At 64.4% G+C, this 23,950-nt stretch carries 22 protein-coding genes and 3 tRNA genes; 14 read left to right on the top strand and 11 right to left on the bottom strand.

The features are described 5' to 3' along the window. Positions 1 to 104 precede the first annotated feature (104 nt). The 4 genes from DF196_RS09750 to pgi form a co-directional block, all read right to left on the bottom strand. The gene (locus tag DF196_RS09750) at positions 105 to 659 is read right to left on the bottom strand and encodes a DUF1893 domain-containing protein (protein ID WP_109057640.1); all 555 of its coding nucleotides are present in this window, start codon (positions 657 to 659) and stop codon (positions 105 to 107) included. A gap of 16 nt (positions 660 to 675) precedes the next feature. Beyond that, complete coding sequence (locus DF196_RS09745) at positions 676 to 1,257, bottom strand: ECF transporter S component (RefSeq protein ID WP_109057639.1); 582 nt, start codon at positions 1,255 to 1,257, stop codon at positions 676 to 678. Between the two features lie 130 nt (positions 1,258 to 1,387). Continuing rightward, positions 1,388 to 2,326 (bottom strand): DUF362 domain-containing protein, encoded by a 939-nt coding sequence (locus DF196_RS09740; protein ID WP_206603795.1) that lies wholly within the window; start codon positions 2,324 to 2,326, stop codon positions 1,388 to 1,390. Between the two features lie 186 nt (positions 2,327 to 2,512). Continuing rightward, positions 2,513 to 4,213 (bottom strand): glucose-6-phosphate isomerase, encoded by a 1,701-nt coding sequence (gene pgi, locus DF196_RS09735; protein ID WP_109057638.1) that lies wholly within the window; start codon positions 4,211 to 4,213, stop codon positions 2,513 to 2,515. A gap of 389 nt (positions 4,214 to 4,602) precedes the next feature. Between pgi and DF196_RS09730 the strand changes: the two genes are divergently transcribed. From DF196_RS09730 to DF196_RS09720, 3 genes are all read left to right on the top strand, one after another. After that, positions 4,603 to 4,675, top strand: a tRNA-Thr gene (locus tag DF196_RS09730). Between the two features lie 99 nt (positions 4,676 to 4,774). Continuing rightward, positions 4,775 to 4,856: transfer RNA gene (locus DF196_RS09725), tRNA-Leu, on the top strand. A gap of 111 nt (positions 4,857 to 4,967) precedes the next feature. Then, positions 4,968 to 5,969, top strand: coding sequence for an AEC family transporter (locus DF196_RS09720; RefSeq protein WP_109057637.1), 1,002 nt, complete (start codon positions 4,968 to 4,970; stop codon positions 5,967 to 5,969). A gap of 316 nt (positions 5,970 to 6,285) precedes the next feature. On the opposite strand, the gene DF196_RS09715 is transcribed toward DF196_RS09720, so the two are convergent. The 3 genes from DF196_RS09715 to DF196_RS09705 all read right to left on the bottom strand — a co-directional run bounded on the left by DF196_RS09715 (position 6,286) and on the right by DF196_RS09705 (position 10,297). Beyond that, positions 6,286 to 7,563 carry an aminoacyltransferase gene (locus tag DF196_RS09715; RefSeq protein ID WP_109057636.1) on the bottom strand — a complete coding sequence of 426 codons (1,278 nt, stop codon included), beginning with the start codon at positions 7,561 to 7,563 and terminating at the stop codon, positions 6,286 to 6,288. Positions 7,564 to 7,589: 26 nt separating this feature from the next. Then, positions 7,590 to 8,918, bottom strand: coding sequence for an aminoacyltransferase (locus DF196_RS09710; protein ID WP_109057635.1), 1,329 nt, complete (start codon positions 8,916 to 8,918; stop codon positions 7,590 to 7,592). A gap of 107 nt (positions 8,919 to 9,025) precedes the next feature. Then, positions 9,026 to 10,297: an aminoacyltransferase gene (locus tag DF196_RS09705; RefSeq protein ID WP_109057634.1), complete on the bottom strand. Its 1,272-nt coding sequence runs from the start codon at positions 10,295 to 10,297 to the stop codon at positions 9,026 to 9,028. Positions 10,298 to 10,469: 172 nt separating this feature from the next. Here DF196_RS09705 and DF196_RS09700 point away from each other — a divergent pair. After that, positions 10,470 to 10,542 (top strand) — tRNA-OTHER (locus tag DF196_RS09700). Between the two features lie 191 nt (positions 10,543 to 10,733). Here DF196_RS09700 and DF196_RS09695 read toward each other — a convergent pair. Both DF196_RS09695 and rph read right to left on the bottom strand, forming a co-directional pair. Then, positions 10,734 to 11,459: a non-canonical purine NTP pyrophosphatase gene (locus DF196_RS09695; protein WP_109057633.1), complete on the bottom strand. Its 726-nt coding sequence runs from the start codon at positions 11,457 to 11,459 to the stop codon at positions 10,734 to 10,736. Between the two features lie 261 nt (positions 11,460 to 11,720). Further along, positions 11,721 to 12,485 carry a ribonuclease PH gene (rph, locus tag DF196_RS09690; RefSeq protein ID WP_109057632.1) on the bottom strand — a complete coding sequence of 255 codons (765 nt, stop codon included), beginning with the start codon at positions 12,483 to 12,485 and terminating at the stop codon, positions 11,721 to 11,723. A 120-nt stretch (positions 12,486 to 12,605) separates the two neighbouring features. Here rph and DF196_RS09685 point away from each other — a divergent pair, with 120 nt between their 5' ends. Together DF196_RS09685 and DF196_RS09680 are read left to right on the top strand one after the other, a co-directional pair. Then, entirely contained in the window at positions 12,606 to 13,928 is a 1,323-nt protein-coding gene (locus DF196_RS09685; protein ID WP_109057631.1) for a nicotinate phosphoribosyltransferase, read from the top strand. Positions 13,929 to 14,303: 375 nt separating this feature from the next. Beyond that, positions 14,304 to 14,972, top strand: a complete 669-nt coding sequence (locus DF196_RS09680; RefSeq protein ID WP_158276310.1) for a TenA family protein — start codon at positions 14,304 to 14,306, stop codon at positions 14,970 to 14,972. 289 nt (positions 14,973 to 15,261) lie between these two features. Here DF196_RS09680 and DF196_RS09675 read toward each other — a convergent pair whose 3' ends face one another. Next, the gene (locus DF196_RS09675) at positions 15,262 to 15,705 is read right to left on the bottom strand and encodes a MerR family transcriptional regulator (RefSeq protein ID WP_109057629.1); all 444 of its coding nucleotides are present in this window, start codon (positions 15,703 to 15,705) and stop codon (positions 15,262 to 15,264) included. Between the two features lie 236 nt (positions 15,706 to 15,941). On the opposite strand from DF196_RS09675, the gene DF196_RS09670 reads away from it, so the two are divergent. Continuing rightward, complete coding sequence (locus DF196_RS09670; RefSeq protein WP_109057628.1) at positions 15,942 to 16,952, top strand: aldo/keto reductase; 1,011 nt, start codon at positions 15,942 to 15,944, stop codon at positions 16,950 to 16,952. Positions 16,953 to 17,227: 275 nt separating this feature from the next. On the opposite strand, the gene DF196_RS09665 is transcribed toward DF196_RS09670, so the two are convergent. Beyond that, the gene (locus tag DF196_RS09665; protein WP_109057627.1) at positions 17,228 to 17,509 is read right to left on the bottom strand and encodes a DUF3039 domain-containing protein; all 282 of its coding nucleotides are present in this window, start codon (positions 17,507 to 17,509) and stop codon (positions 17,228 to 17,230) included. Between the two features lie 106 nt (positions 17,510 to 17,615). On the opposite strand from DF196_RS09665, the gene coaD reads away from it, so the two are divergent. The 7 genes from coaD (at position 17,616) to ilvN (ending at position 23,850) form a co-directional block, all read left to right on the top strand. Next, positions 17,616 to 18,116, top strand: a complete 501-nt coding sequence (coaD, locus tag DF196_RS09660) for a pantetheine-phosphate adenylyltransferase (protein ID WP_109057626.1) — start codon at positions 17,616 to 17,618, stop codon at positions 18,114 to 18,116. A gap of 2 nt (positions 18,117 to 18,118) precedes the next feature. Continuing rightward, positions 18,119 to 19,078 carry a cell division protein gene (locus DF196_RS09655; protein ID WP_421728479.1) on the top strand — a complete coding sequence of 320 codons (960 nt, stop codon included), beginning with the start codon at positions 18,119 to 18,121 and terminating at the stop codon, positions 19,076 to 19,078. Positions 19,079 to 19,192: 114 nt separating this feature from the next. Then, on the top strand, positions 19,193 to 19,804 hold the full coding sequence (locus DF196_RS09650; RefSeq protein ID WP_109057625.1) for a YceD family protein: 612 nt from the start codon (positions 19,193 to 19,195) through the stop codon (positions 19,802 to 19,804). Between the two features lie 122 nt (positions 19,805 to 19,926). Beyond that, complete coding sequence (rpmF, locus tag DF196_RS09645) at positions 19,927 to 20,121, top strand: 50S ribosomal protein L32 (RefSeq protein ID WP_109057624.1); 195 nt, start codon at positions 19,927 to 19,929, stop codon at positions 20,119 to 20,121. Between the two features lie 111 nt (positions 20,122 to 20,232). Continuing rightward, positions 20,233 to 20,982: a ribonuclease III gene (gene rnc, locus DF196_RS09640; protein ID WP_109057623.1), complete on the top strand. Its 750-nt coding sequence runs from the start codon at positions 20,233 to 20,235 to the stop codon at positions 20,980 to 20,982. Positions 20,983 to 21,321: 339 nt separating this feature from the next. Next, positions 21,322 to 23,271 (top strand): acetolactate synthase large subunit, encoded by a 1,950-nt coding sequence (locus DF196_RS09635; protein ID WP_109057622.1) that lies wholly within the window; start codon positions 21,322 to 21,324, stop codon positions 23,269 to 23,271. Between the two features lie 24 nt (positions 23,272 to 23,295). Beyond that, entirely contained in the window at positions 23,296 to 23,850 is a 555-nt protein-coding gene (gene ilvN, locus DF196_RS09630; RefSeq protein ID WP_109057621.1) for an acetolactate synthase small subunit, read from the top strand. The last annotated feature ends 100 nt before the right edge of the window (positions 23,851 to 23,950 follow it).

The raw sequence follows: 23,950 nt of genomic DNA, 5'->3' as shown, positions 1-23,950 counted from the left end.
ATTGTCGGCATCCGACCAGCCGGTTTCTGAAATGTTTCAGATTTCCATTCCCAGCATAGCCCACGGCACGAAATCGTTCACCCGGAATGTGCGGTTCGGGAAAATCACCGCCGCATGAGACGGGCCACGGCGGCGCGGATGGCGGGTTCGGCGGCGGCCGGATCGCCGATGGACGCCACGGACTGCTCGATCGGACAGACGCCGGTGTGCGAACGGTTCAGGATTACCGGCACCAGCGTGCCATAGGAGGCCGCGATGCCGTTGGCCCGCAGGGCGGCGAGGCCGGCTTCGCTCATCGTTTCGGCGTACACGGCTCTGACGCCGAGTCTGGCGTACAGCAGCGCCGCGCCTTTGCCCACCACACGGTCGGCGGCGCAATAGCCGATGAGACTTTGCCCGGCGGCAAGCCATTGCAGCAGCGGACGTACGCCGTGGCCGAAGCCGGTGAGGATTTCGTCGGATTCGGCGTGTGTGCCGGCGGAGAGGTTCCGCCTATAGCCGGTATCGCCACCGCTACGGCGGAGTCCGGAGCCGACGAGATCGTCACGTCCCATATCATCGTCCGGGTCACCGCCGGCATGGACACGGCAGGCCACGCAGCCGACGGACGGGTCGGCCAACAGCGCGGCCTTGGCGCGTTCCAGAGCATTGTCGTTCATGCAGAGGCCCGTCCCGTCACTCGTGGTGACGGTCCACGGCGAACATGATGGCCGGAATCGCCAGCCACTGGAGAATCAGGCCGGGCAGTCCGGTGCCGACGGCGGTCCAGACGGACGCGACCGTCATGGTGGCGTTGCCGAGCAGCGTCACGGCCACGGCGATCGCAACGGCGTCGATTACGCGACCGGCCACCTGCGCGGCCAGTAGCTTGGCGAGCCAGTCGAACGGGGAGCGAATCGCGGCGGGCAGGCAGACCCCGCGCAGCAGACCTGCGAACAGGCCGTAGGAGGCGAGTCCGATGACCATGAACGGCACCATCGGGGCCATCGGCATGCCGGTCAGCGCGAAGCTGACAATCGGGGCGAGCGCACCGGTGGCCACGCCGGCGTAGGGGCCGGCCAGAAGACCGACCAGCAGGACCGGCAGGTGCATCGGCAGCAGCGTTTGGCCGAGGGCCGTGCCTAGTCCGAGCGCGGCGCCGGCCAGGTGGAAAACCTGTGGCAGGGCCACGGCCGCGATGACGGCGAGTACGGCCGCCGCGGACTGGAATTTGACGGATGGCAGGGCGTGGGTGCGTGTGGTTGCGGTGTTTTGCATGATGAAGACTCCTTGATAAACGACTGTTTGCGTATCGATGGCAGTGACTACCCCTCAGTCGCCTTCCGACGACAGCTCCCCTAACAAGGGGAGCACAAAGGGAGGCGGATAATCACGCTTCGCCGTCAGCTCAGCGCTGATCGAGGTCGATGAGGTGGTAGTCGCGCGAGCCGAGGCCCATTTCGACAGCGTGCTCGATGGTGTGGATCCCATGGCGGGATTCGATGCGCTCGATGAGCGGCTCCTTGTTGTCATGCGAGACATAGATCATGTCCACGCAGGCCTGGTCCACGGCCACCGGGTCGAGCGAGGCGCAGATGCCGATGTCCGCCATGACCGGCGCGTGCGGGTTGCCGTCGCAGTCGCAGTCCACGGAAAGGTTGTTCATCACGTTGATGAAGAGCATGTTGCCTTTGAGCGCGTTGAACACGGCGGTCGCGGCCTCGGCCATGGCCTCCAGGAAGGAGTCCTGGTCGCCGCTGAACGGGTTGGGCAGGATCTCGTCCTGACCGGAATGCAGACGCTTCTTGCCATTCGAAGAGGCCATGCCGATGGAGATGTTCTTGAGTGCGCCGCCGAAGCCGCCCATCATATGGCCTTTGAAGTGGGAAAGCACGGCGTAGTAGTCGTAGTTCGGGAAGTGGGAGCCCACGATGTCGCCGGTAATGCGTTTGCCACCCTCGACCGGTATTTCGATCTCGCCTTCCTCGTCCTGGATGTCGCAGGGGGCGATGTCCATGAATCCATGGTCCTTGATGGTCTGCCAGTGGTGGGCGGAGACGTCGCGCGTGCCGGGGTAGGCGGTGTTGCACTCCACGATGGTGCCGTTCAGATGCTGGATGAGGTCCTTGATGAGGGCCGGCTGCAGGTAGTGCGTGTTGCCGCCCTCGCCGGAGCTGAGCTTGACCGCCACCCTGCCCTGCGGACGGGCGCCCAACGCCTCGTAGACGCGCATGAGGCCGGAGGGACTGATGTCACGGGTGAAGTAGACGTCGGCGGCCATGGGATAGTTGGTGTCGTGGTTGTGGGTCCGTTCGGCGTCGCGTGGTGCCGTTGATGGTGCTGTCATGCTGTGCCTCCTTGCAAAGCCATGCTTTTCTCCACTTCCACGATACCGCCCAAAGGTGAACTCACGGTGTTCGCGGTGCCGCCAAGGCACAAAAATGCCCGGCATCAACGAATACGATGCCGGGCTTAATCTCTCCCTCAGTCACCTATCGGTGACAGCTCCCTCATCAGAGGGAGCCAGGAAATATCAGAACTCGCGGTTCTTGCGGTAGAACTCGATCAGGCTCTGGGTGGAGGCGTCCTGCTGGGCAAGGGCCTCGTCATCCTTGGAGATGGCCGGGGTAATCTGCTTGGCCAGCTGCTTGCCGAGCTCAACGCCCCACTGATCGTAGGAGTCCAGCCCCCACACGGTGCCCTCGACGAAGGTGATGTGCTCGTACAGGGCGATGAGCTCGCCGAGCGCGAACGGGGTCAGGGCCACACCGAAGATGGAGGTGGTCGGACGGTTGCCGGTGAACACGCGGGCCGGGACGATCTCCTCCGGGGTGCCCTCGGCGCGCACCTCGTCGGCGGTCTTGCCGAAGGCGAGGGCCTTGGTCTGGGCGAAGTAGTTGCCCAGGAACAGCTCGTGCACGTCCTGGTCGCCGTCCTTGGTCGGGTTCGGGGTGTTCACGAACGCGATGAAGTCGGCCGGGATGAGCTGGGTGCCCTGGTGGATCAGCTGGTAGAAGGCGTGCTGGCCGTTGGTGCCGGGCTCGCCCCAGAAGATCTCGCCGGTCTCGGTGGTGACCGGGGTGCCGTCCCAACGCACGGACTTGCCGTTGGACTCCATGGTCAGCTGCTGCAGGTAGGCCGGGAAGCGGTGCAGGTACTGGTCGTACGGCAGCACGGCGTGGGAGGCGGCCTTGAAGAAGTTGCGGTACCAGACGTTCAGCATGCCGAGCAGCACCACGACGTTCTTCTCGAACGGGGTCTTGGCGAAGTACTCGTCGATCTCGTGGAAGCCGTGCAGGAACTCCTCGAAGCGGGCCGGGCCGAAGACCACAGCCAGGGAGGTGCCGACGGCGGAATCGACGGAGTAGCGGCCGCCGACCCAGTTCCAGAAGCCGAAGGCGTTGTTCGGGTCGATGCCGAACTCGGCGACCTTCTCCAGGTTGGTGGAGACGGCCACGAAGTGCTTCTTGATGGCCTCGGCGCGCTGGGCCTCGTCGCCGGCGGCGATGGCGCCGTTGGCCTCGAGCTCCTCGAGCAGCCAGGTGCGGGCCTCACGGGCGTTGGTCAGGGTCTCCAGGGTGGTGAAGGTCTTGGAGACGATGATGAACAGGGTGGTCTCCGGGTCGAGGCCCTTGGTCTTCTCGGCCAGGTCGTTCGGGTCGATATTGGAGATGTAGCGGGCGGAGATGCCGGCGTCCGCGTACGGCTTCAGGGCTTCGTACGCCATGACGGGGCCCAGGTCGGAGCCGCCGATGCCGATGTTGACCACGGTCTCGATCTTGCGGCCGGTCACGCCGGTCCACTTGCCGGAACGCACGTCGTCGGCGAACTTGTAGATGCGGTCGAGCACCTCACGCACGTCCTTGACGGTGTCCTGGCCATCGACGATGTACTTGCCCTCGTCCTCGACCGGGCGACGCAGCGCGGTGTGCAGCACGGCGCGGTCCTCGGTGTTGTTGATGTGCACGCCGGTGTACATGGCCTTGATGCGGTCGCCGAGCTTGACCTCGTCGGCGAGGAAGGTGAACAGGCGGAGGGTTTCCGGCTTGATCAGGTTCTTGGACAGGTCGAAGTGCAGATCGCCGGCGTCGAAGCTCAGCTCCTTGACGCGGTCGGGATCCTCGGCGAACCACTTCTTGAGGTCGATGCCCTCGGCCTGAAGCTCGTCGTAGTGCTTCTGCAACGCGACCCACGCGGGGGTCTTGGTGGCGTCAACAGGAGGATTGATTGCCATGGAATTTTTCCTTTCCTCGTTGATTGGAGCGTCCTTGCACGCAGCTGGATGCGTTCCGTATCACCCCACAGAATACTCACAAAAGCAGACATGAACAGAACAAAAACAGTCAGTGTCCCATCGATGGCAGCAAACCGACGTTTCGGAAACACCCTTCAGATGACCAATCGGTAGTTAAAGCGAACCATCCGGCCGCAGAACGACACGCGGCGCCCCAAGCCAACCCGGCGCGTCCCACGCGAACCCAACATGCATCCCCGCACAGCACCGAAACGCACCACGCCGGCACCGATGCGACACGGCCGACGCGACGTCGATTGGACAAATCCGGAGGATGCCTTATACTTATTTTCTTGTGCGCGGCTGGCGAAAGGCCTCCCGCGAACCAAGCCACTTTAGCTCAGTCGGTAGAGCGGCTCACTCGTAATGAGCAGGTCGTCAGTTCGATTCTGACAAGTGGCTCGACTACCCTAGGTCGGTTCGTCCGCCTAGGGTTTTGCATATCACCCGGAAAACGGATCGGCGTGGACCCTCAAGGCCCCACGAATCCGGCCGGGATACGCGAGAGTGGCGAAATTGGTAGACGCGCAGGATTTAGATTCCTGTGACTTCGGTCTTGCGGGTTCGATTCCCGTCTCTCGCACCCATTCACCCATCCTCCCGAACGACATGGCCGTCCATGGTACGGAATCACGGCGCAACGGCCGCGCCGAACGGCAGATAGTGGTGTGGTAAGGGTTGAAGGGAGCGAGCCATGTCCGCCATTCTGACGCCGGTCGGCCTGTTGCTGATCATTCTCACCGGATACCTGTTCAGGCGGTTCGGCCTGTTCGGGCAGAGCGACTACCGGATTCTGCAGACCGTCGAATTCAACATCGTGCTGCCGGGTGCCATCGTCTATTCCTTCGCCACGAACCCGCATGACATCTCGCTGCTGTGGATCTCCGTGTTCGCGTTCTTCTGCTCGCTGCTGCCGGTGGTGTTCATCTTCCTGACCACGCGCCGGCGCAACGTGACCGACCGCGCCTTCCTGATGCTCAACGGCGCCGGTTTTAACCTGGGCTGCTTCTGCTTCCCGGTGGTGCAGTCGTTCTGGGGCGCGGGCGCCGTGGTGCCAGCCGCGATGTTCGATATCGGCAACTGCGTGATGGTGGCCGCCGGCACCAACGTGCTCACCCAGCAGCTGCTGCACATCAAGCCCGGCAAGACGCTGGCCGAACAGCACGCGGGCGATGCCCCCACCCTGCCGTATGAGAAACCGAAAGACAAGGACGCCAAGCGTCTCGCCCGCCGCGCGTTGCTGCGTACCATCGCCAAGAGCTTCCTGGGGTCCGTGCCGTTCGACACGTATCTGCTGATGATCCTGCTCACCGTGGCCGATATTCACGTACCCGGCTGGATCGCCACGTTCTGCCAGCCGCTGAGCAATGCGAACGCGCTCGTTTCGATGCTCATGGTGGGCATGCTCATGGATCTGCCGCAGTCCAAGCACGACGTGAAGGAGGTGCTGGCCGTGGTGGCCTGGCGACTGCCGTTCAGCATCGCGTTCGCCTGCGCGGCTTGGTTCCTGCTGCCGTTCTCCGCATCGGTGCGCGCGGTGGCCGTGATCTGCTCGCTCGCACCGATCGCCATCTTCTCCACGCTGTTCACGGACAAGGTGCTCGGCAACGCCAAGCTCGCCGGGTTCTCGCTGGCCCTGACCGCGATGATCTCGCTGGTGCTGATGGCCGTGGCCCATATGCTGATGGGCGTGTGAGGCGATAGTCGTTAGCGACATCGGCATCGGCCCGAGGCCGATACTTCATTTTCCGCAGGCTCGCCTGCGACTTCTCTCCTTCCGTCATCGGCTTTGCCGATGCCACCTCCCTCGTCAGAGGGAGGCATGGCTTTATCTTCGACTCTGTTAAACCAAAATTGACATGCCCTCTATTCTTGGCTCCCCTTGTCAGGGGAGCTGGCGGCGAAGCCGACTGAGGGGTAGTCCAATGGAATTCATGTCAATCTTGGTGTAACAGAGCTTTATCTTTTGAAGCCGCGGCACAGCAACCTGTATCGGCCAAGGCCGATGCCGATTAGCGGTTGAGGAGTTTGTGCGCCCAGGTGCTTACGGCGAAGCGCAGTTTGTCCACTGGCAGGGTGAACTGGCCCACCATTTGTTCGGCGTAGCCGTTGAAGCCCTGCTTGAATTCGAGCACGCCGCGGCCCTCGTCGTCCGGATCATCGAAGACGCCGGAGATGCCGTAGAAGTTGTACCGGCTGATGCCCTGCTCCACGCACAGGTGCAGCATCGCCTCGTACTGGATGAGCGCCGAGGCGTAGAACGGCTTGTACTCCTCCACCGAGCCGGAGTACTGGTAGACCACTTCGTTCGGATGACTCACGAACATCGAGGCGGCGGCAGGCAGCACGTCGCCGCGCTTGGCGAAGTCCTCCACTTCGGCCAGTCGCTTCTCGGCGGCGGCCAGGTTACGGCTCTCCTCCCCCAGCTGACGTTCAATGCGCGTGGTGGGGCGTTCGTCGTACTTGGCCTGCAGATCGGCCACCTTCTTGGCCAATACCTCACGCTTGGCGGTCATGTCCGCCACGTATTCGGCGATGTGGATCTCCGCGAGCATGAAGTGCGCGGCATCGCCGTAGGCCTCCTTGAACTGGCGGAAGTAGTCCTCGCCGCGTGTGGCGAAGCCGCGGCGTTCTCCGGTCTGACGCTCGATCTCCGCGAACACGCCGAATTCGTCCGGACCGATCTCGCGCACATGCACGCCCATCGACTGGGCCCGCTTGACGCTCCACTGGGCGCGCTTGCCGAACGAGGCCATGAGCTCCTTGGCCGTGGTGGTGCCGTAGAGGTCCTTGACGTACATCCACTGGCAGACCACGCCATATCCGGTGTGGAAGCCGCCGTGCTGCCAGCCGGCGTCCTGGAACGCCTTGATGACCGTATCGTTCGGGGTGCTCACCGGCTCGCCCTGCGAGGAGTAGCGGCGATAGGTGATGTTCGGCCAGCAGGCCACCGAAACGGCGTGATGACGGCGGGCGGAATCGCGGATCGCCTCGGTGACGGCCGTGACCAATCCCGGTTCGATCGAGGTGAGGATCGGGCCGAAGTAGATGGAGCCGTCGGCACCGAACCGGCCGTTCAGATAAATGACGACGCATCCGGCCACCAGATCGCCCTCGGCGTCGCGCACGCCGATGCATTCGGCCTCATGGCCGCGCGCCTCGGCGAGCCTGACCTGCCCGGAGGCCTGCTGGAAGCTGCCCTGGGCGGCGGTGCGGGAGAGCTCGTCCAGTTCGTCCGGCGTGATGGTGCCGAACGTGTAGCCCGTGGTGCTCAACGATGTGGTGCCCATACTATTCCCCTTCCGTCAGACCGGCGTCAGCGATGCAGCAGCTTGTGCGCGGCTTCGGCGGCCGCGAAGCGCAGGCCGTCAACCGGCAGCGTGAACTTGCCGGGCAATTCCTCCACGAAGCCGCCGAAGCGGGTCTTGAACTGCCAGACGCCGTAGGACGGGTCGTTCTCGTCGAAAATGCCGGAGATGCCGTAGAAGTTGAACCGGGTCACGCCGCGCGCGATGCAGTCCAGCATCGAGTGGAAATGAATCAGGGAGGACGGGTAGTAGTCCATGAATCGGTCGTCCTCGCCGCTGGAGAGGCAGACCTCCTCGTTCGGATGCCAGAAGTAGACGCCGGCGTCCACCGGGATCACCGGGCCGTCGGAGTCGATGATGCCCTGCACCTTGGTGATGTCCTGCTGCAGTGCGCCGATCTTCTTGTCCGCGGTGGCGATGCGCTTTTCCAGCGTGGCGGGGTCGGAGGCGCCCTTCTTCTTGGGAGCTTCGCCGTTTTCGGCGGCCGCACGTGCGCGTTCCAGCTGGCGTTCCAGGTTGCGCTTGTCCTTGTCGGCGGCGGCGAGCTTGGTCTCGAGGGTCTTCAGGTACTCGTCGAAGTGGGTCTCGACCACGTTGAACTCGATGTTGCTGCCGAAGGTGTCGAACAGTCGCTCGTAGTAGGCCACGTCACGGCCCTTGAAGCCCTGGCGCGCGGCGGACATGTCGCACAGCTTCACGAACGTGCCGAGCTCGTCGCGGCGCAGGCGGCGCACGGTCAGGCCGGCATCCTGGGCGATGCGGATGTTCTTGCGGCGGTACTTGGAGAAGGAGGCGAGCAGTTCCTGCTCGTCGTGGATGCCATCGAGACCCTTGATGAAGTTCCAGCGGTTGATGACCTTCTCGTAGCCCACGGTGAAGCCGCCGTGACGCCAACCGAAGCACGCCATGTTCTCCATCATGGCGGTGTCCGGGTCGCTGGTGGGCTTGCCGTCCAGATCATGCAGCTGATAGACGGCGGCCGGCCAGCAGGACACGCTGATGGCGTGGTGGGCCTTGGCGGAGCGGCGCAGGGCCTCGGTCATGGCCTCGACCACCTGCGGGTCGTCGTAATCGCACAGCGGACCGCACCACACGGAGCCTTCCAGGCCGAGGCGGCCCTTGGTGTACACCACGTAGCAGGCGGCGACGAGCTCACCCGTGTCACCGCCGCGCTTGACGCCCACGTAATCAATCTCGCCGCTGTACGCACCCATGGCGGCCATCTGCGAGGTCTGCTGGAAGCTGCCTTGCGGGTGCTTGGCGGAGAAGGCGTCCAGCTCCTCGGGCGTGATCTTGACGGGTTTCAACGAAGTCGATGCTGCGGTTGCAGTGGTCATGGGTCCAGGCTTTCTCTTCTTGGTTCTTGCAGCGGCTTGCCGCCGCCTGATGCGTCTTGGGTCTTGTTCGATGGTTTCGACGGTTTTCGATGGTTTCGCTCGTCCGCTCAGCGGGACAGCACCTTGTGCGCCAGCTGCTTGAGGGCATAGGCCAGCGGCTTGACGGTCAGCTCGAATTCACCGGGCAGCTCCTCGACGTATCCGTTGAATCCCTGCTTGAATTCGAGCACGCCGCGGCCCTCGTCGTCCGGATCGTCGAAGACGCCGTCGATGCCGTAGAAGTTGTACCGGCTCACACCGCGTTCGAGGCACAGGTGCAGCATGGCCTCGTGCTGGATGAGTGCGGAGGCGTAGAACGGCTTGTACTCCTCCACGCTGCCGGAGAAGAGGTAGATGGTCTCGCGCGGGTGCTCCACGAACAGCGAGGCCGCGGCAGGCAGCACATCACCCTTCTTGGCGAGCTCGGCGGCCTCTTTGAGTCGCTTCTCGGCGGCGGCCAGGTTACGGCTCTCCTCCCCCAACTGACGTTCGGTCTTGGTGGTGGGGTGCTCCGCGTTCTTGGCGGTCAGCGACTCCACTTTGGCGGCGAGCGCCTCGCGTTTGGCCGTCATGTCCTTGACGTACTCGTCGATGTGGATTTCGGCCACCATGAAATGCGCCTTGGCGCCGAACGCCTTCTTGAATCGGTGGAAGTACTCCTCGCCGCGGTATTCGAAGCTGCGGCGTTCGGCGGTCTGCTGCTCGATGGCGGCGAACACGCCCAGCTCGTCGTCAGCCAGCTCGCGTACGTGCACGCCCATGGAACGGGCGCGCTTGACGCTCCACTGGGTGCGCTTGTCATAGGACTTCAGCAGGTCCGATTCGGTCTCGATACCCGTGAGGTCCTTGAGATAGCGCCATCGCGGCACGGCCGTGTATCCCACGGTGAAGCCGCCATGCCTGAAGCCGATGGCCTGGAGATTGGCCAACAGCGCATCATCCGGCTGTGCCCCTTCGGCACCGGCCGGCAGAGGCTGTCCGTCCGAGTCGCGCAGGCGGTACGGGGTCTCGGGGGTGATCTCCAGCTGGGAGGCACCCTTGGCCTTGGCGTGGGCCTTGAGCTGGGCCATGAAGAACGTGAGCAGTTCGGCGTCGTGATAGTCCACCATCGGCCCGTCATGGATGGCGGCGAACGTGGACAGACGAGAACGGTGCGTCTCGAACAGTGCGGCCGCCACGATATCGTCATGTTCCTTGACGGCCAGGTACTCCACGTCCACTCCCTGGGCGGCGCGCAGACGGCCCATGGCCGAGGTTTGCTGGAAATTGCCTTGCGGATGCTTGGCGGAGAACTCATCGAACTCGTCGTCACTCAACCGCACCAGCACAAAATCACGCATGTTCTTCCTTGTTCCGGACCAGCAGTCAGGTTTACCGATGCTAGCATAACGCGCGGTCCCCGTGCTGCGGGATGCGGCGGACGACCGACACCATTCGTTTGCATCGTCGTTTGCATGCCGCAATGCGAAGTGCTATATTGCTCTCTTGGCTCGAGACTACGTTTCAAGCCACGCCACCTTAGCTCAGTGGTAGAGCATCCCCATCGTTTGCGGGAAGGTCGGGGGTTCGATTCCTTCGGGTGGCTCTTTGCTTGTATTGTTCCGGCCGTTCGGCTGATTTCGCATTCCATGGTTATACGGTTTGGGGAAAAGTACCGCTGAGTTGTCGCCAGTGGCACTTTTCCAAACTCGTACGAAACTTTGGGGAAAAGTACCGTGAAGCGACTGTCAGTGGTACTTTTCCCCCACAACTTCCTGCCAACGGGGTTACAGCCAGCTACAGCAGCGCCTCGATGGCGGGGACCAGGGCCTTCAGGGCCTTGCCGCGGTGGGAGATGGCGTTCTTCTCGTCCGGGGTCATTTCGGCGCTGGTCAGCGGCTCGCCCTCGTAGTCGGGCTCGGCGCTGGTGCGGCCGGGCTGGTCGTCCGGCACGAACAGCGGGTCGTAGCCGAAGCCGTGCTCGCCGCGGGGCTTTCGGATGATCACGCCGGGCATCTCCCCCACTTCCACCGTCTCGGACTTGATGGAGTAGCGGGCCTGGACCATGGTCGTGCCCGCAGCGGCACCGGACGTACCGCCGGTCACATCCGCGCCTGCCTCCACGTCCGGCACCACCAGGGCCGCGGCGCAACGGAAGCGGCCGGTGCGCTTGCCGTCCGGGATGTCCTCGATCTGGGCGAGCAGCAGCGCGTTGTTGGCCTTGTCATGGCCGTGGGCACCGGCCCAGCGGGCGGACAGGATGCCGGGGGCGTTGCCCATCACGTCCACGATGAGGCCGGAGTCGTCCGCGACGGCGGGCAGACCGGTGCGGCTGGCCACGTCGCGGGCCTTGAGCAGCGCGTTCTCCTGGAAGGTGACGCCGGTCTCCACCGGGTCGGGCAGGTGCAGGCTGCCGGCGGAGACGAGTTCGATGGTCGCTGCGGCCTCGCCCAAATCCTCCTCGAGGATGCGGCGAATCTCCACCAGCTTGCCTTCGTTATGGGTGGCGACAACGATTTTCATACCTTTTCCTTTACGTCTGTGATTCCGAACGGTGACGGGGTCTGAAACAAGACTGTATGTTCGCGCGTGAACGGAGGGTCCGCGAACATACAGTCTGTTTAGAGGCCTGTAGCGACTGTATGTTCGCGGCGGTCTCGTTGGGACGCGAACATACAGTCCTTTTCCCGCAAACGGTTTCCCTGCAAGACCGGGCAGACCCCGGCAGGAGCCCGGCAGGGGCGGACCTGACGAAGCGTGCGGCCTTGAGCCTCGCCGACTCGACTAGTCCAGGGCCAGGGCGGCGCGCTGGGCGGCCTGCAGCTCCTTGTTGCCCTTCTCGGCCAGGTCGAGCAGCACGCCGAGCTCGGCACGGGTGAACGGGCGGTGCTCGGCGGTGCCCTGCAGCTCGATGAACGCGCCGGAACCGGTCATGGCCACGTTCATGTCCGTCATGGCCTGGCTGTCCTCGATGTAGGGCAGGTCCAGCATCGGCGTGCCGTTGATCACGCCCACGGACACGGCGGAGACCGTATCCTTCAGCACACGCGCGGCGGACTTGATGTGATGGTTGCGCTCGGCCCAGTTGACCGCGTCCACCAGCGCCACGTACGCGCCGGTCACGGAGGCGGTGCGGGTGCCGCCGTCGGCCTGGAGTACGTCGCAGTCGAGCTGGATCTGGTTCTCGCCCAGTGCCTTCATGTCCACCACGCCGCGCAGGCAGCGACCGATGAGACGGCTGATCTCCATCGTGCGTCCGCCGAGCTTGCCCTTGACGGATTCGCGGTCGGTGCGCTCGGCGGTGGCGCGCGGCAGCATCGCGTATTCGGCGGTGACCCAGCCCAGACCGGAATCCTTGCGCCAGCGCGGCACGCCGGGGGTGAACGTGGCGGTGCACATCACGCGCGTGTTGCCGCATTCGATGAGCACGGAGCCCTCCGGGGCGTCGGTGAAGTGACGGGTGATGCGCACCGGACGCAGCTCGTCCACCTTGCGGCCGTCGGCGCGGATGATTTGATGTTCCTTGAGCAGATCTTTGATTTCAACCATGCGCCCCATCGTACGCCCAGCCGTATGACGCGGGAGGTGCCGGGCCACGGCCGCGACTACACTTATAGTCACTGTAACCAAAAGTGGGAACGCAGCCTAATCACTGAAGAAAGGTCCGCCATGCTTGATTATTCGCCGGCGCTGATGACCGACATGTACGAATACACGATGCTCGACGCCGCACTCAAGGACGGCACCGCCGACCGCAAGTGCGTGTTCGAGGTGTTCACACGCCATCTGCCGGAAGGCCGCCGCTACGGCGTGGTGGCCGGCACCGGCCGCATCCTCGACGCGCTCGAACGCTTCCACCTGGACGAGGAGGACCTGCGGTTCCTGGCCGACCGCCATGTGGTAAGCCCCGAGACCATCAAGTGGCTGGAACACTTCCGTTTCTCCGGCTCGATCCGCGGCTACCGCGAGGGCGAGATGTTCTTCCCGAACTCCCCGATCCTGCAGGTCGAAGGCACGTTCGGCGAGTGCACGCTGCTGGAGACGCTGATCCTGTCCATCCTGAACTACGATTCCGCCGTTGCCTCGGCCGCGTCCCGCATGGTCTCGGCCGCCAAGGACCGCCCGTGCATGGACATGGGCGGACGCCGCACCAACGAGTGGGCCGCCGTGGCCGCAGCCCGCGCCGCCGTGGTGGGCGGCTTCAAGGGCACCGCCAACCTGCTGGCCGCCCAGATGTACGGGCTCAAGGCCATCGGCACGGCCGCGCACTGTTTCACGCTGGTGCACGATTCCGAACGTGACGCCTTCGAATCGCAGATCAACGCCCTGGGCCGCAACACCACGCTGCTGGTGGACACCTACAACATCGAGGAAGCCGTGAAGACCGCCGTGGAGGTGGCCGGCCCGGAGCTCGGCGGCGTGCGCATCGATTCGGGCGACCTGGCCGCCATGGCCCAGCGCGTGCGCAACCAGCTGGATGCCCTGGGCGCCACGAACACCACCATCACCGTGACCAATGATCTGGACGAGTACGCGCTGGCCGCACTGCAGACCGCGCCGGTGGACTCCTACGGCGTGGGCACCATGCTGGTCACCGGCTCCGGCGCCCCCACCTGCGCGATGGTGTACAAGCTCACCGAGCGCGAGGGCGCGGACGGCACCATGCAGTCCGTGGCCAAGAAGTCCAAGAACAAGGCCACCGTACCGGGCCGCAAGCTGGCGTTCCGCTCCTATGAATATGCACTGGCCGACGCCGAGCACGTGATCTCCGGCTCGGAGGACAAGCTGGCCACGTTCGAGCCGAACCCGGAGTGGAAGAACCTGCTGGTGGACTTCGTGGACCACGGCGAGATCGACTCGACCTGGCAGGGCCACGACGCCATCATGGCCGCGCACGACTACCGCGCCAAGGCCCTGGCCGAGCTGCCCATCACCGCCCAGAGCCTCATGAAGGGCGAGCCGGTGATTCCTACTGAGACTACAGTCCTGTAGCCCCCCTCTCTCGGCTCCCCTTGTCAGGGGAGCTGTCACGCGGAGCGTGACTGAGGGGTAGTCCAGATTAATCGAACAGACTACCCCTCAGGCACGCTCCGCGACTCTTCCGCAATTACGGACAAACTTCGTTCGCGTTTTGCTGGCTCGACTGCCGTCTCGCACGCCGTAAAGCGGACAGTCCACTGAACTGTCCGCTTTACGGCGGCGTCCTTCAAGGGGAGCCAAAAGACTCTACTCCCCCCAATGTGCGATTGGTCATAGCGCGAAACCCTTCCGCACCACGCCGTATCCCGCTAGACTGGGCGCGTGAAGGGGCATGCGCCGCCACGGCGTCCAATGCATCATCACCACGAACAAGGGAAGGCTCCGACCATGACCGAGACCAGCACCACCAAAACCCCGTACGAGCAGCTGCGCGAACTGACCCACGACGACTGGGAGGCGGCCGTCAACCACCGCTTCGTCAAGGAGCTCGTGAACGAGACCATCGCCCCGGAGGTCCTGCGCGACTACCTCATCCAGGACTACCAGTTCGCCAGCGACTTCCTCTCCCTGATCGGCCAGGTGCTGGCCTCCGCCGACACGATGAAGGCCAAGGTGCGTCTCGCCGCCCAGCTCGGCTTCATCGCCGCCGACGAGGACACCTACTTCCAGGACCGCTTCGACCAGTACGGCGTGAGCGAGGACCAGATCCTGCACCCCGAACTGGCCCCGGCCAGCATCGGCTTCAAGAAGCTGTACACGGACACCATCGAGACCCGCTCCTACGCGGACGGCCTCGCCGTGCTCGTGGTGGCCGAAAGCCTCTACCTCGACTGGGCCGAGCGTGCCACGGATCACGGCCGCAACCTGCCGGTCAAGCCTGAGCACCGCGGCTGGGTGGACGTGCATCGCGGCGACTACTTCACCGAGTGGGTCGAGTTCCTCATCAACGAGTTCAACCGCGTGGCCGACCCGAACGACCCCGAGCTGCGCGAGCGCTTCCAGACCGCCGTCAAGTACGAGCTCGGCTTCTTCGACGACCCGTACGTCGGCAAGTAACCGCCCATACGTTTGGCTCAGTTACACCGGGATTGGCATGAATCCGATGGGACCGCCTTCAGTCGGCCACGCCGACGGCTCGTCCTGCAATCAATGACGAACTCCGTTCGCAGCCTACCGAATCGGCCGTCGCTCCGCACATTGCCTGCAAACGGCACTGCCGTTTGCTTCACGGCAATGTCCTGACAAGGGGAGCTAGGAATAGGTTCATGCCGATCCCGGTGTAACAGAGCCAAACGTTTTGGTGTCCCCTCACCGGAACAGGGTCACCGGAAAAACCGCGACCGGCTCAGCAATCAATCGAATAGACGCGGGTCTTGAAGTCGTTCCAGTCGGGCAACGGTTCACCCGCGTCAAGGGCCTGCTTGATGCCGCCGTAGTAATGCAGCTTGCGCTGGACGTGCATCGCCGCCTCGTTCAGCGCACGCCGCTGCTCGTCCAGGGTCTCACGGCGGGACTCCAACAGTTCCATGATCTCGTCGATGTGCGCCGGCTCGTCCTGCTCGTACGTGAAGAACTTCTTGAGATCGTCGATGGTCATGCCGGCATTCTTGAAGCAGCAGATGGCCCGCAGCCGGTTGATATGGCAATCCTCGTATACCCGCTGCCCGGACATGGTGCGCCCCACATTGGTCAGCAGACCCTGGTCCTCGTAATAGCGCAGCGTGGACGGCTGCATGTGGAACCGCGCCGCCACCTCGCGAATCGTGTACGTTTCCTTGTCCGACTCCATACCGACAACCTCCCAGCAAAATCAAGGCTTCAGTGGACTGTCCTTCGGTCGGCTTCGCCGCCAGCTCCTCCAGCAAGGGGCTAGGGGAAGGAACCATATCGGCATATCAGTTCAACAGAACCAATCATTTTCCGCAATAAAGCGCGACACGCCGAAGTGCCATCCCACATTTGCATTCAAGTTCACTTGAACTGGAACCATACTATCAGCACCGCAATCCCGCGCAAAGGAGCATCATGTTCGAACCAACCGCCACGTACACCCCGAACCCGCATCGCTACGATTCGATGGCCTACAACCACGCCGGCGTCTCCGGCCTCAAGCTTCCGGCCGTCTCGCTCGGCTTCTGGCACAACTTCGGCGACATCACGCCCTTCGAGCAGATGAAGCAGCTGGTCTTCACCGCGTTCGACAACGGCATCACTCACTTCGACCTGGCCAACAACTACGGCCCCGAGCCCGGCCAGGCCGAGAAGAACTGCGGCCTGCTGCTCGCCAAGTACTTCAAGCACCACCGCGACGAGCTCGTGATCTCCACCAAGGCCGGCTACGAGATGTGGGCCGGCCCCTACGGCGACCTCGGCAGCCGCAAGTACCTGCTCGCCAGCCTCGACCAGAGCCTCGAACGACTCGGCCTGGATTACGTGGACATCTTCTACCACCACCACCCGGATCCGGAAACCCCGCTTGAGGAGACGATGGGCGCCCTCGCCCAGGCCGTGAACTCCGGCAAGGCGCTATACGTGGGCCTGTCCAACTACGACGGCCCGACCATGGAGAAGGCCGCCGCGATCCTCGCCGAACTGCATGTGCCGTTCATCATCAACCAGAACAAGTACAACATCCTCGACCGCACCGTGGAGCGCAACGGTCTCAAGGACACGGCCGTCAAGCTGGGCAAGGGCCTCATCACCTTCTGCCCGCTGGAGCAGGGCCTGCTGACCAACCGCTACCTCAACGGCATCCCGGCGGACAGCCGCATCGCCCGCGACCCGCGGTTCCTCAACGATTCCGCACTGACCGAGAAACTGCACGGCCAGATCGTGGACCTCAACAACCTGGCGGCCGAGCGCGGCCAGACGCTCGCGGAGATGAGCCTCGCATGGCTGCTGCATGACGGCAAGGTGACCTCCGTGCTGGCCGGCGCCTCCAAGCCGCAGCAGATCATCGACAACATCGGCGCGCTGAAGAACACGCACTTCACCGACGAGGAGCTCAAGCTCATCGACGAGATCGCGGCACGGTAATCCCGCCATTCGGCATCGGCGATAGCGGAATCGGCCTTCGTCCGATACGGGTTTCCTGCTGGGACTCACGTCCCGCTCTTCTTCTCTCCCCCACCCGCTTCGCGGGAGCCCCCTCGTCAGAGGGGGCCAAGCCTATACCTATAGGGCCTTGCCTCCCTCTGACGAGGGAGGTGGCATCGGCGAAGCCGATGACGGAGGGAGAGAAGAAAAAGCAGGGCGTAAGCCCTGCGGAAGAACTCATATCGGCCGAAGGCCGATTCCATCCCCAGCGAAAACTACGCCATCATCTCCTCATAGATGCGCTTGCAGTCCGGGCAGACCGGGTACTTGGACGGGTCGTGCTTGGGCACCCACACCTTGCCGCACAGGGCCACCACCGGGCGGCCCGTCATACGGGACTCGGCGATGCGGTCCTTGGACACGTAATGCGCAAAGCGGTCGGCATCGCCGCCATCGTCACGCACCGGCGCTTCCTGGGTCTGCGGGCGCTCCAACACCGACGTACCGGCGCCCTGATCGGGATTCCTCAACGGTTCGGCATCATCAACGAACATCATCGTGCACCACTTTCCTTACACACTTGGCAGCAAGTCTGCCTACCATCATAGATTCCCCACGTCACCGGCGGCACCGAAGCGCACCAGTCGCGGTAGGCTATAAGGCATGACTATCGCAGTATGCCCCGGCTCGTACGACCCCGTGACCGCCGGACACTTGGATGTAATCGAGCGCTCGGCGCGGTTCTTTGACGAGGTCCACGTGGTGGTGGCCGTCAACGCCGCGAAAACACCGATGTTTTCCGAATCGACGCGCGTGGAGGTGATCCGCCGCGCCCTGGACAAGGCCGGATGCACCAACATCACGGTCTCCTCCACGGACGGCCTGATCACCGACTACTGCAGAAAGGTCGGCGCCAGCGTCATCGTCAAGGGCCTGCGCCAGAACGGCGACTACGAGGCCGAGCTCGGCATGGCCCTGGTCAACCGCAAGCTCGCCGGCATCGAGACCCTGTTCCTGCCGGCCGACCCGATTCTTGAACACATCTCCAGTTCCATAGTCAAGGACGTGGCCCGCCACGGCGGCGACGTGACCGGCATGGTGCCCGATTGCGTGGTCCCGATGCTCGCCGAGGCCCTGGCCCAGGAACGTATGCGGAAGGACTGAATATGAACGATGATCACCCCACCGGCTACGTCGATCTGACCGGCCGGAACCAGAACGATGACGGTCAGTCGCCGAGCACCAACTCGATTCCCACGCCGCCCGCGGATCCGGTGACGGCCCAGGCCGCCGCCCAGCCGCAGGCCGCCACCGCGCCCGACGCCCCGGCCCCGGTGGCCCCGGCGCAGCCGGCCGCCATGCCGCAGATGCCGGACCTGCGCGAGCCCGGTCCCACCGAAGCCGCCCAGGCCATGCCGGACGGCCCGTTGCAGCCCACGCCCGCCCAGCTCAAGGCCCGCGCTGAGGCCGCCGCGAACGCCAGCGCGGCCAACGCAGCAGGCACCCGCCCCGCTTTCATGGATGCGATGCCGGACCTGCGCGAAGGCACGGCCGACGACCCCGACGACCAGAGCCGCGAGGAATTCACCACGGTCTACGACATCATCGACGAGATGGAGGCCTCCCTGGAGGAGGCGAAGTCGTCCATCTTCACCCCCGGCATGGTCAAGGTGGACCGCGACGAGTTCACCGACCGGCTCTCCGAGCTCAAGAAGATGCTGCCGGTGCAGCTGGAGCGCGCCTCGGCCCTGATGCGCGAGGCCGAGCGCCGACTGGAATCGGCCCAGAGCCAGTCCAGCGCCATCGTGGCTTCCGCCCAGAGCCGCGCCGCGGACATGATCAAGGATGCCAACGAGCAGGCGCAGTTCCTGGCCGGTCAGGAGAACGTGACCGAGCTGGCCCGTCAGAAGGCACGCACGATCCTGGAGACCGCGCAGGCCAAGGCGGACCATCTCACGCGCGGCGCGGACCAGTACTGCACCACCGTGATGGAGGGCCTGTCCCAGCAGCTCGGCAAACTCACCCAGGATGTGCACGCAGGCCTCAACGTGCTGGAGGAACGCCAGCGCGCCGCCGGCGAGAAGATGCCGAACCTGACGCTCAACGACTATCCCGAGGCGCAGTGACGGCCGGCGACCGGCAAACGACAGCATCGACCCGGAAACCGCACGAAACCATACAGACGCGCGCAGGCATGAAACGACGCGCGCACAATCACTTTCACGAAAGGCAACATAACCATGGCACGAGTTGAGGATTCCCCGTGGGCGATCCCGGTGGCGCAGGTCGCCTCCCGCGCCGGCCAGTCCAAGCCGGTCGACGCCGACTTCCCCGCCCCCGCCGGCATCGGCGACGACATCGTGGGCATCAAGGAGGGCGAGCCCGTCCACGTGAGCGGCGCGTTCGACTCCATCGTGGACGGCCTGATCTTCACGGGCCGCGTGACCGCACCGTTCAAGAGCGAATGCACCCGGTGCCTGAAGCCCATCGACAAGGACTGGACGGTGAACGTCACCGTCTTCTTCCCCTACGATTCGCCCGCCAACGATTCCCACGGCAAGCAGGGCAAGCGCGACGAGGAAGTGGACATCATCGCCGGCGAGGACGAGTCCGAGGACACCTATCCGCTGCTGGAGCGCGGCGCGTTCGCGGACATCGAGGCCATGCTGCGCGACACGCTGGTCGAGTCCCTGCCGCTGCAGCCGCTGTGTCGCCCAGACTGCAAGGGCCTGTGCTCGCAGTGCGGCGTGGACCTCAATGAGGAACCGGACCATCACCACGAGACCACCGACATCCGTTTCGCCGGTCTGGCCGCGCTCAAGGCCCAGCTGGAGGCCGAGCAGGGCGAGTGACGCAGTGGCGCCCAAGCGGCGAACTCGACAGTGACACCGCCGGTTTGGACTTTGTACGAGCCCCGCGCTAAGATAACGGACGCTTAAGCTCAATTGTTCGAACGAAATAGAGGATACTGAAAATGGCACTGCCTAAGTACAAGACCTCGCGCGCCAACACGCACTCGCGTCGCGCGAACTGGAAGGCCACCGCTGCTAAGACCGTGAGCTGCCCGAACTGCGGCGCCCCGGCCCTGCCGCACATGGCCTGCCCGAGCTGCGGTTCCTTCCGCGGCCGCACCTACCGCTCCGCCATCCAGCCGGCCCACACCAAGTGAGCCCTGAGATAACGGCATAATGAAGGCCCTGCCATCGACGGGTGGCGGGGCCTTCGCGTAACCAACCACACATCACATCCCACCATCCCACCCGGAGGATGACCTATCACCATGACCGAAGACACCGAACAGCAACCGCAACCCGCCAACGAACTGCTTGAGGCTCTGGGCACCACCATCAGCCCGGACCTGCTGGTTCAGGCGCTCACCCACCGCTCCTTCTCGCACGAGCACCCCGGTGTGCCCAACTACGAGCGACTGGAGTTCCTGGGCGACGCGGTGCTGGAGCTGGTCTCCACCGAAACGCTGTTCACCATCCACCCGGACATGACCGAGGGCCAGCTCGCCAAGATGCGCGCCAAGGCCGTCTCGGAGGACGCGCTGAGCGCCATCGCCAAGACCAAGCTCAAGGTGGGCCCCTACATTCTGTTGGGCCACGGCGAAGCCGAGCAGGGCGGCGCTGAGAAGAACTCCATCCTGTGCGACATCGTGGAATCGCTCATCGGCGCCACCTTCCTGGAGCATGGCATCGACGAGGCCCGCAAGGTGGTTCACCGTCTCATCGACGATACGCTCGCCGAAGTGGCCACCGAAGGCCCGGCGCTCGATTGGAAGACCTCGCTGACCGTCAAGGCGCACAACATGGGACTGCCGGACCCGATCTACCGCATGGAGGTCTCCGGCCCCGAATACGCGCAGATCTTCACCGCCAAGGCCACGCTGGTCATGACCGACAAGACCGGCGGCGAAACCTATAAGGAAGTGATCGGCGTGGGCAAGGGATCCAGCAAGCGCAAGGCGCAGCTGGCCGCCGCCGAGGCCGGATGGAAGACGCTCGACCAGCGCAAGGACGCCCGCTGACGGCGCGACTTGATACTTGGCTGCCCGGGTAGCGCCAGGTTGGCCAGCCAATCTTGGACTTGCCGAACAAGCAAAGAAACACATGACATGGCACCGATGCAACCGATTGCATCGGTGCCATGTCTGCATTGCGGACGGCACGCGGGGCCCGATGTCTGCCCACTGAGCACGCCGGGCCTCGCTGTCTGACGAACGAATAGACTTAGGAACACACGAGCGACAGGCCGCGCCGGGGCCACAAGTCCCAGCAGACGCGGCCGGAATCACGGACGAGACAGACCGACCTCAATCCGGGCCGGGCGGGATCTCGCGCGCATCGATAACAAGGTGAGAGGAATCATGGCTTTACCTACGCCCTTGCAGGCATTCAGCGGCGTGCCGAAGACCTATGCGGCCACCGACAAGCAGACCATCATCGACGGCGAGAAGATGACCGGCGCGCAGGCGCTGGTCCGTTCGCTGGAGGACCTGGGCGTTGAGGACGTCTTCGGCATCCCCGGCGGCGCCATTCTGCCCGTCTACCACCAGATCAATGAGGACACCAAGTTCCGCTTCGTGCTCATGCGCCACGAGCAGGCCGCCGGCCATGCCGCCGAGGGCTACGCGCTGGCCACCGGCAAGGTGGGCGTGTGCATCGTGACTTCCGGCCCGGGTGCCACCAACGTGGTCACCGCCATCGCGGACGCGAACATGGACTCCGTGCCGATGGTGGTCATCACCGGCCAGGTGGGCGTCAACGCCATCGGCACCGACGCCTTCCAGGAGGCGGACATCGTAGGCATCACCTACCCGGTCTCCAAGCACTCCTTCCTCGTGACCCGCGCGCAGGACATCCCGCGCGTGCTCTCCGAGGCGTACTACATCGCCCGCACCGGCCGCCCCGGCCCGGTGGTGGTGGATCTGACCAAGACCGCCCAGACCGGCGAGATGTACTACTCATGGCCGCAGCGCATGATCCTGCCCGGCTACAACCCCACCACCAAGGCGCACGGCCGCGTGCTCTCCGACGCCGCGAAGCTGTTCTCCAAGTCCTACCGCCCGGTGCTCTACGTGGGCGGCGGCGCGGCCCGCTCCAACGCCGGCGCCCAGGTCAAGGCCCTGGCCGACCTGACCGGCGCCCCGATCGTGACCACCCTGCCGGCCCGTGGCATCGTGCCGGACAGCGACCCGAAGAACCTCGGCATGCTCGGCATGCACGGCACGATCGCCGCCACCGGCGCCGTGCAGCGCGCCGATCTGCTGGTGGCCATCGGCGCCCGCTTCGACGACCGCGTCACCGGCAAGCTGGATGCCTTCGCACCCACGGCCCGCGTGATTCACATCGACATCGACCCGGCCGAAATCGGTAAGAACCGTCAGCCGGACGTGCCGATCGTGGGCGATGTGGCCACCGTGCTGGATGACCTCATCCCCGAGATCGAGCGCACGCAGGCCATCCAGGGCAAGCCGAACCTCAAGCCGTGGTGGGATGCCATCAACGGCTGGCGCGAGCAGTACCCGATGACCTGGGACGAACCGACCGACGGCTCCCTTGCCCCGCAGTGGGTCATCAAGAAGCTTTCCGAGCTCGCCGACCCGGACACCATCTGGGTCACAGGCGTGGGCCAGCACCAGATGTGGGCCTCCCAGTTCATCGACTTCAAGAACCAGCACTCCTGGCTCTCCTCCGGCGGTCTGGGCACCATGGGTTACGGCCTGCCCGCCGCCATCGGCGCGTCCGTGGGCTCCGCCCGCGAGTTCGACGGCAAGAAGCCGGTGTGGCTCATCGACGGTGACGGTTCCTTCCAGATGACCTCCGAGGAGCTGGCCGCGGCGTTCCTGGATCACGCCCCGGTCAAAATCGCGATTCTCAACAACTCCGTGTACGGCATGGTGCGCCAGTGGCAGACGCTGTTCTACCAGCACCACTACTCGCAGACCAACCTCAAGGACGGCGAGGCCCACGGCACCGAGGGCGAGTCCCAGCTGTCCGCCGGCGAGGCGCCGCTGGAAGTGCCCGACTTCATCAAGCTGGCCGAGGCGTATGGCTGCGTGGGCATCCGCGCGTTCACCGAGGACGAGGCGATTGCCGCCATTAAGCAGGCGAACGAGATCAACGACCGTCCGGTGCTCATCGACTTCCGTGTGTGGAAGGACGCGATGGTGTGGCCGATGGTCGCCGCGGGCGCCTCGAACGACGAGGTGACGTACATGCCCGGCATCAAGCCACTGATGGGCGGCGCGCCGGCTCCCGGCACCGAATCGGTCGGCGATCCGTCCGTCATCGACAACGCCGCGGACGAGCACTGAGGATAGCGAGGAAAGGGAATAATCATGGCTATGTATCCTGCATCCCAGCCGGGTTCCGAGCGTCACACGCTCTCCGTCCTGGTGGAGAACCGCCCTGGCGTGCTGGCCCGTATCGCCGGCCTGTTCGCACGCCGTGCGTTCAACATCAACTCGCTGTCCGTCTCCCCCACCGAGCGTCCGGACATCTCCCGCGTGACCGTGACCGCCGATGTGGAGGCCGTGCCGCTGGAGCAGATCATCAAGCAGCTCAACAAGCTGCTGCATGTGCTGAAGATCGTGGAGCTGGATCCGAATTCCACCGTGGAGCGCGAGCTCGTGCTTATCAAGGTGGCGGCCAACCAGTCCAACCGTTCCGACGTGCTGGAGATTGTGCGTCTGTTCCGCGTGCGCGTGGTGGATGTGAATCCGGAGTCGCTGACCATCGAGGCCACCGGCGCCGAGGGCAAGATTGACGCACTGCTGGGACTTCTCGAGCATTACGGCGTCATCGAGCTGGTGCGTTCCGGTGCCGTGGCTGTGACCCGTGGCCCGCGCGCTCTTTCGGAAAAGGTCGTCGGCTCCGAAGTCACCGGCCGCTGAGCCGCTAAGCCGCGAGCCAAAGAGAAAGCCTCGCTCAATGCACGCCGAGTTCTTGTCGGCGTGCATTGAGCGTGGCTTTCTCTTTGGCTCTGTTAAGCCA

The organism is Bifidobacterium callitrichidarum, from assembly GCF_003129905.1.
GTDB classification, from domain to species: Bacteria; Actinomycetota; Actinomycetes; order Actinomycetales; family Bifidobacteriaceae; genus Bifidobacterium; species Bifidobacterium callitrichidarum.
Note: the sequence above shows the minus strand (reverse complement) of the source record. Positions and strands in the feature narration are given on the sequence as shown.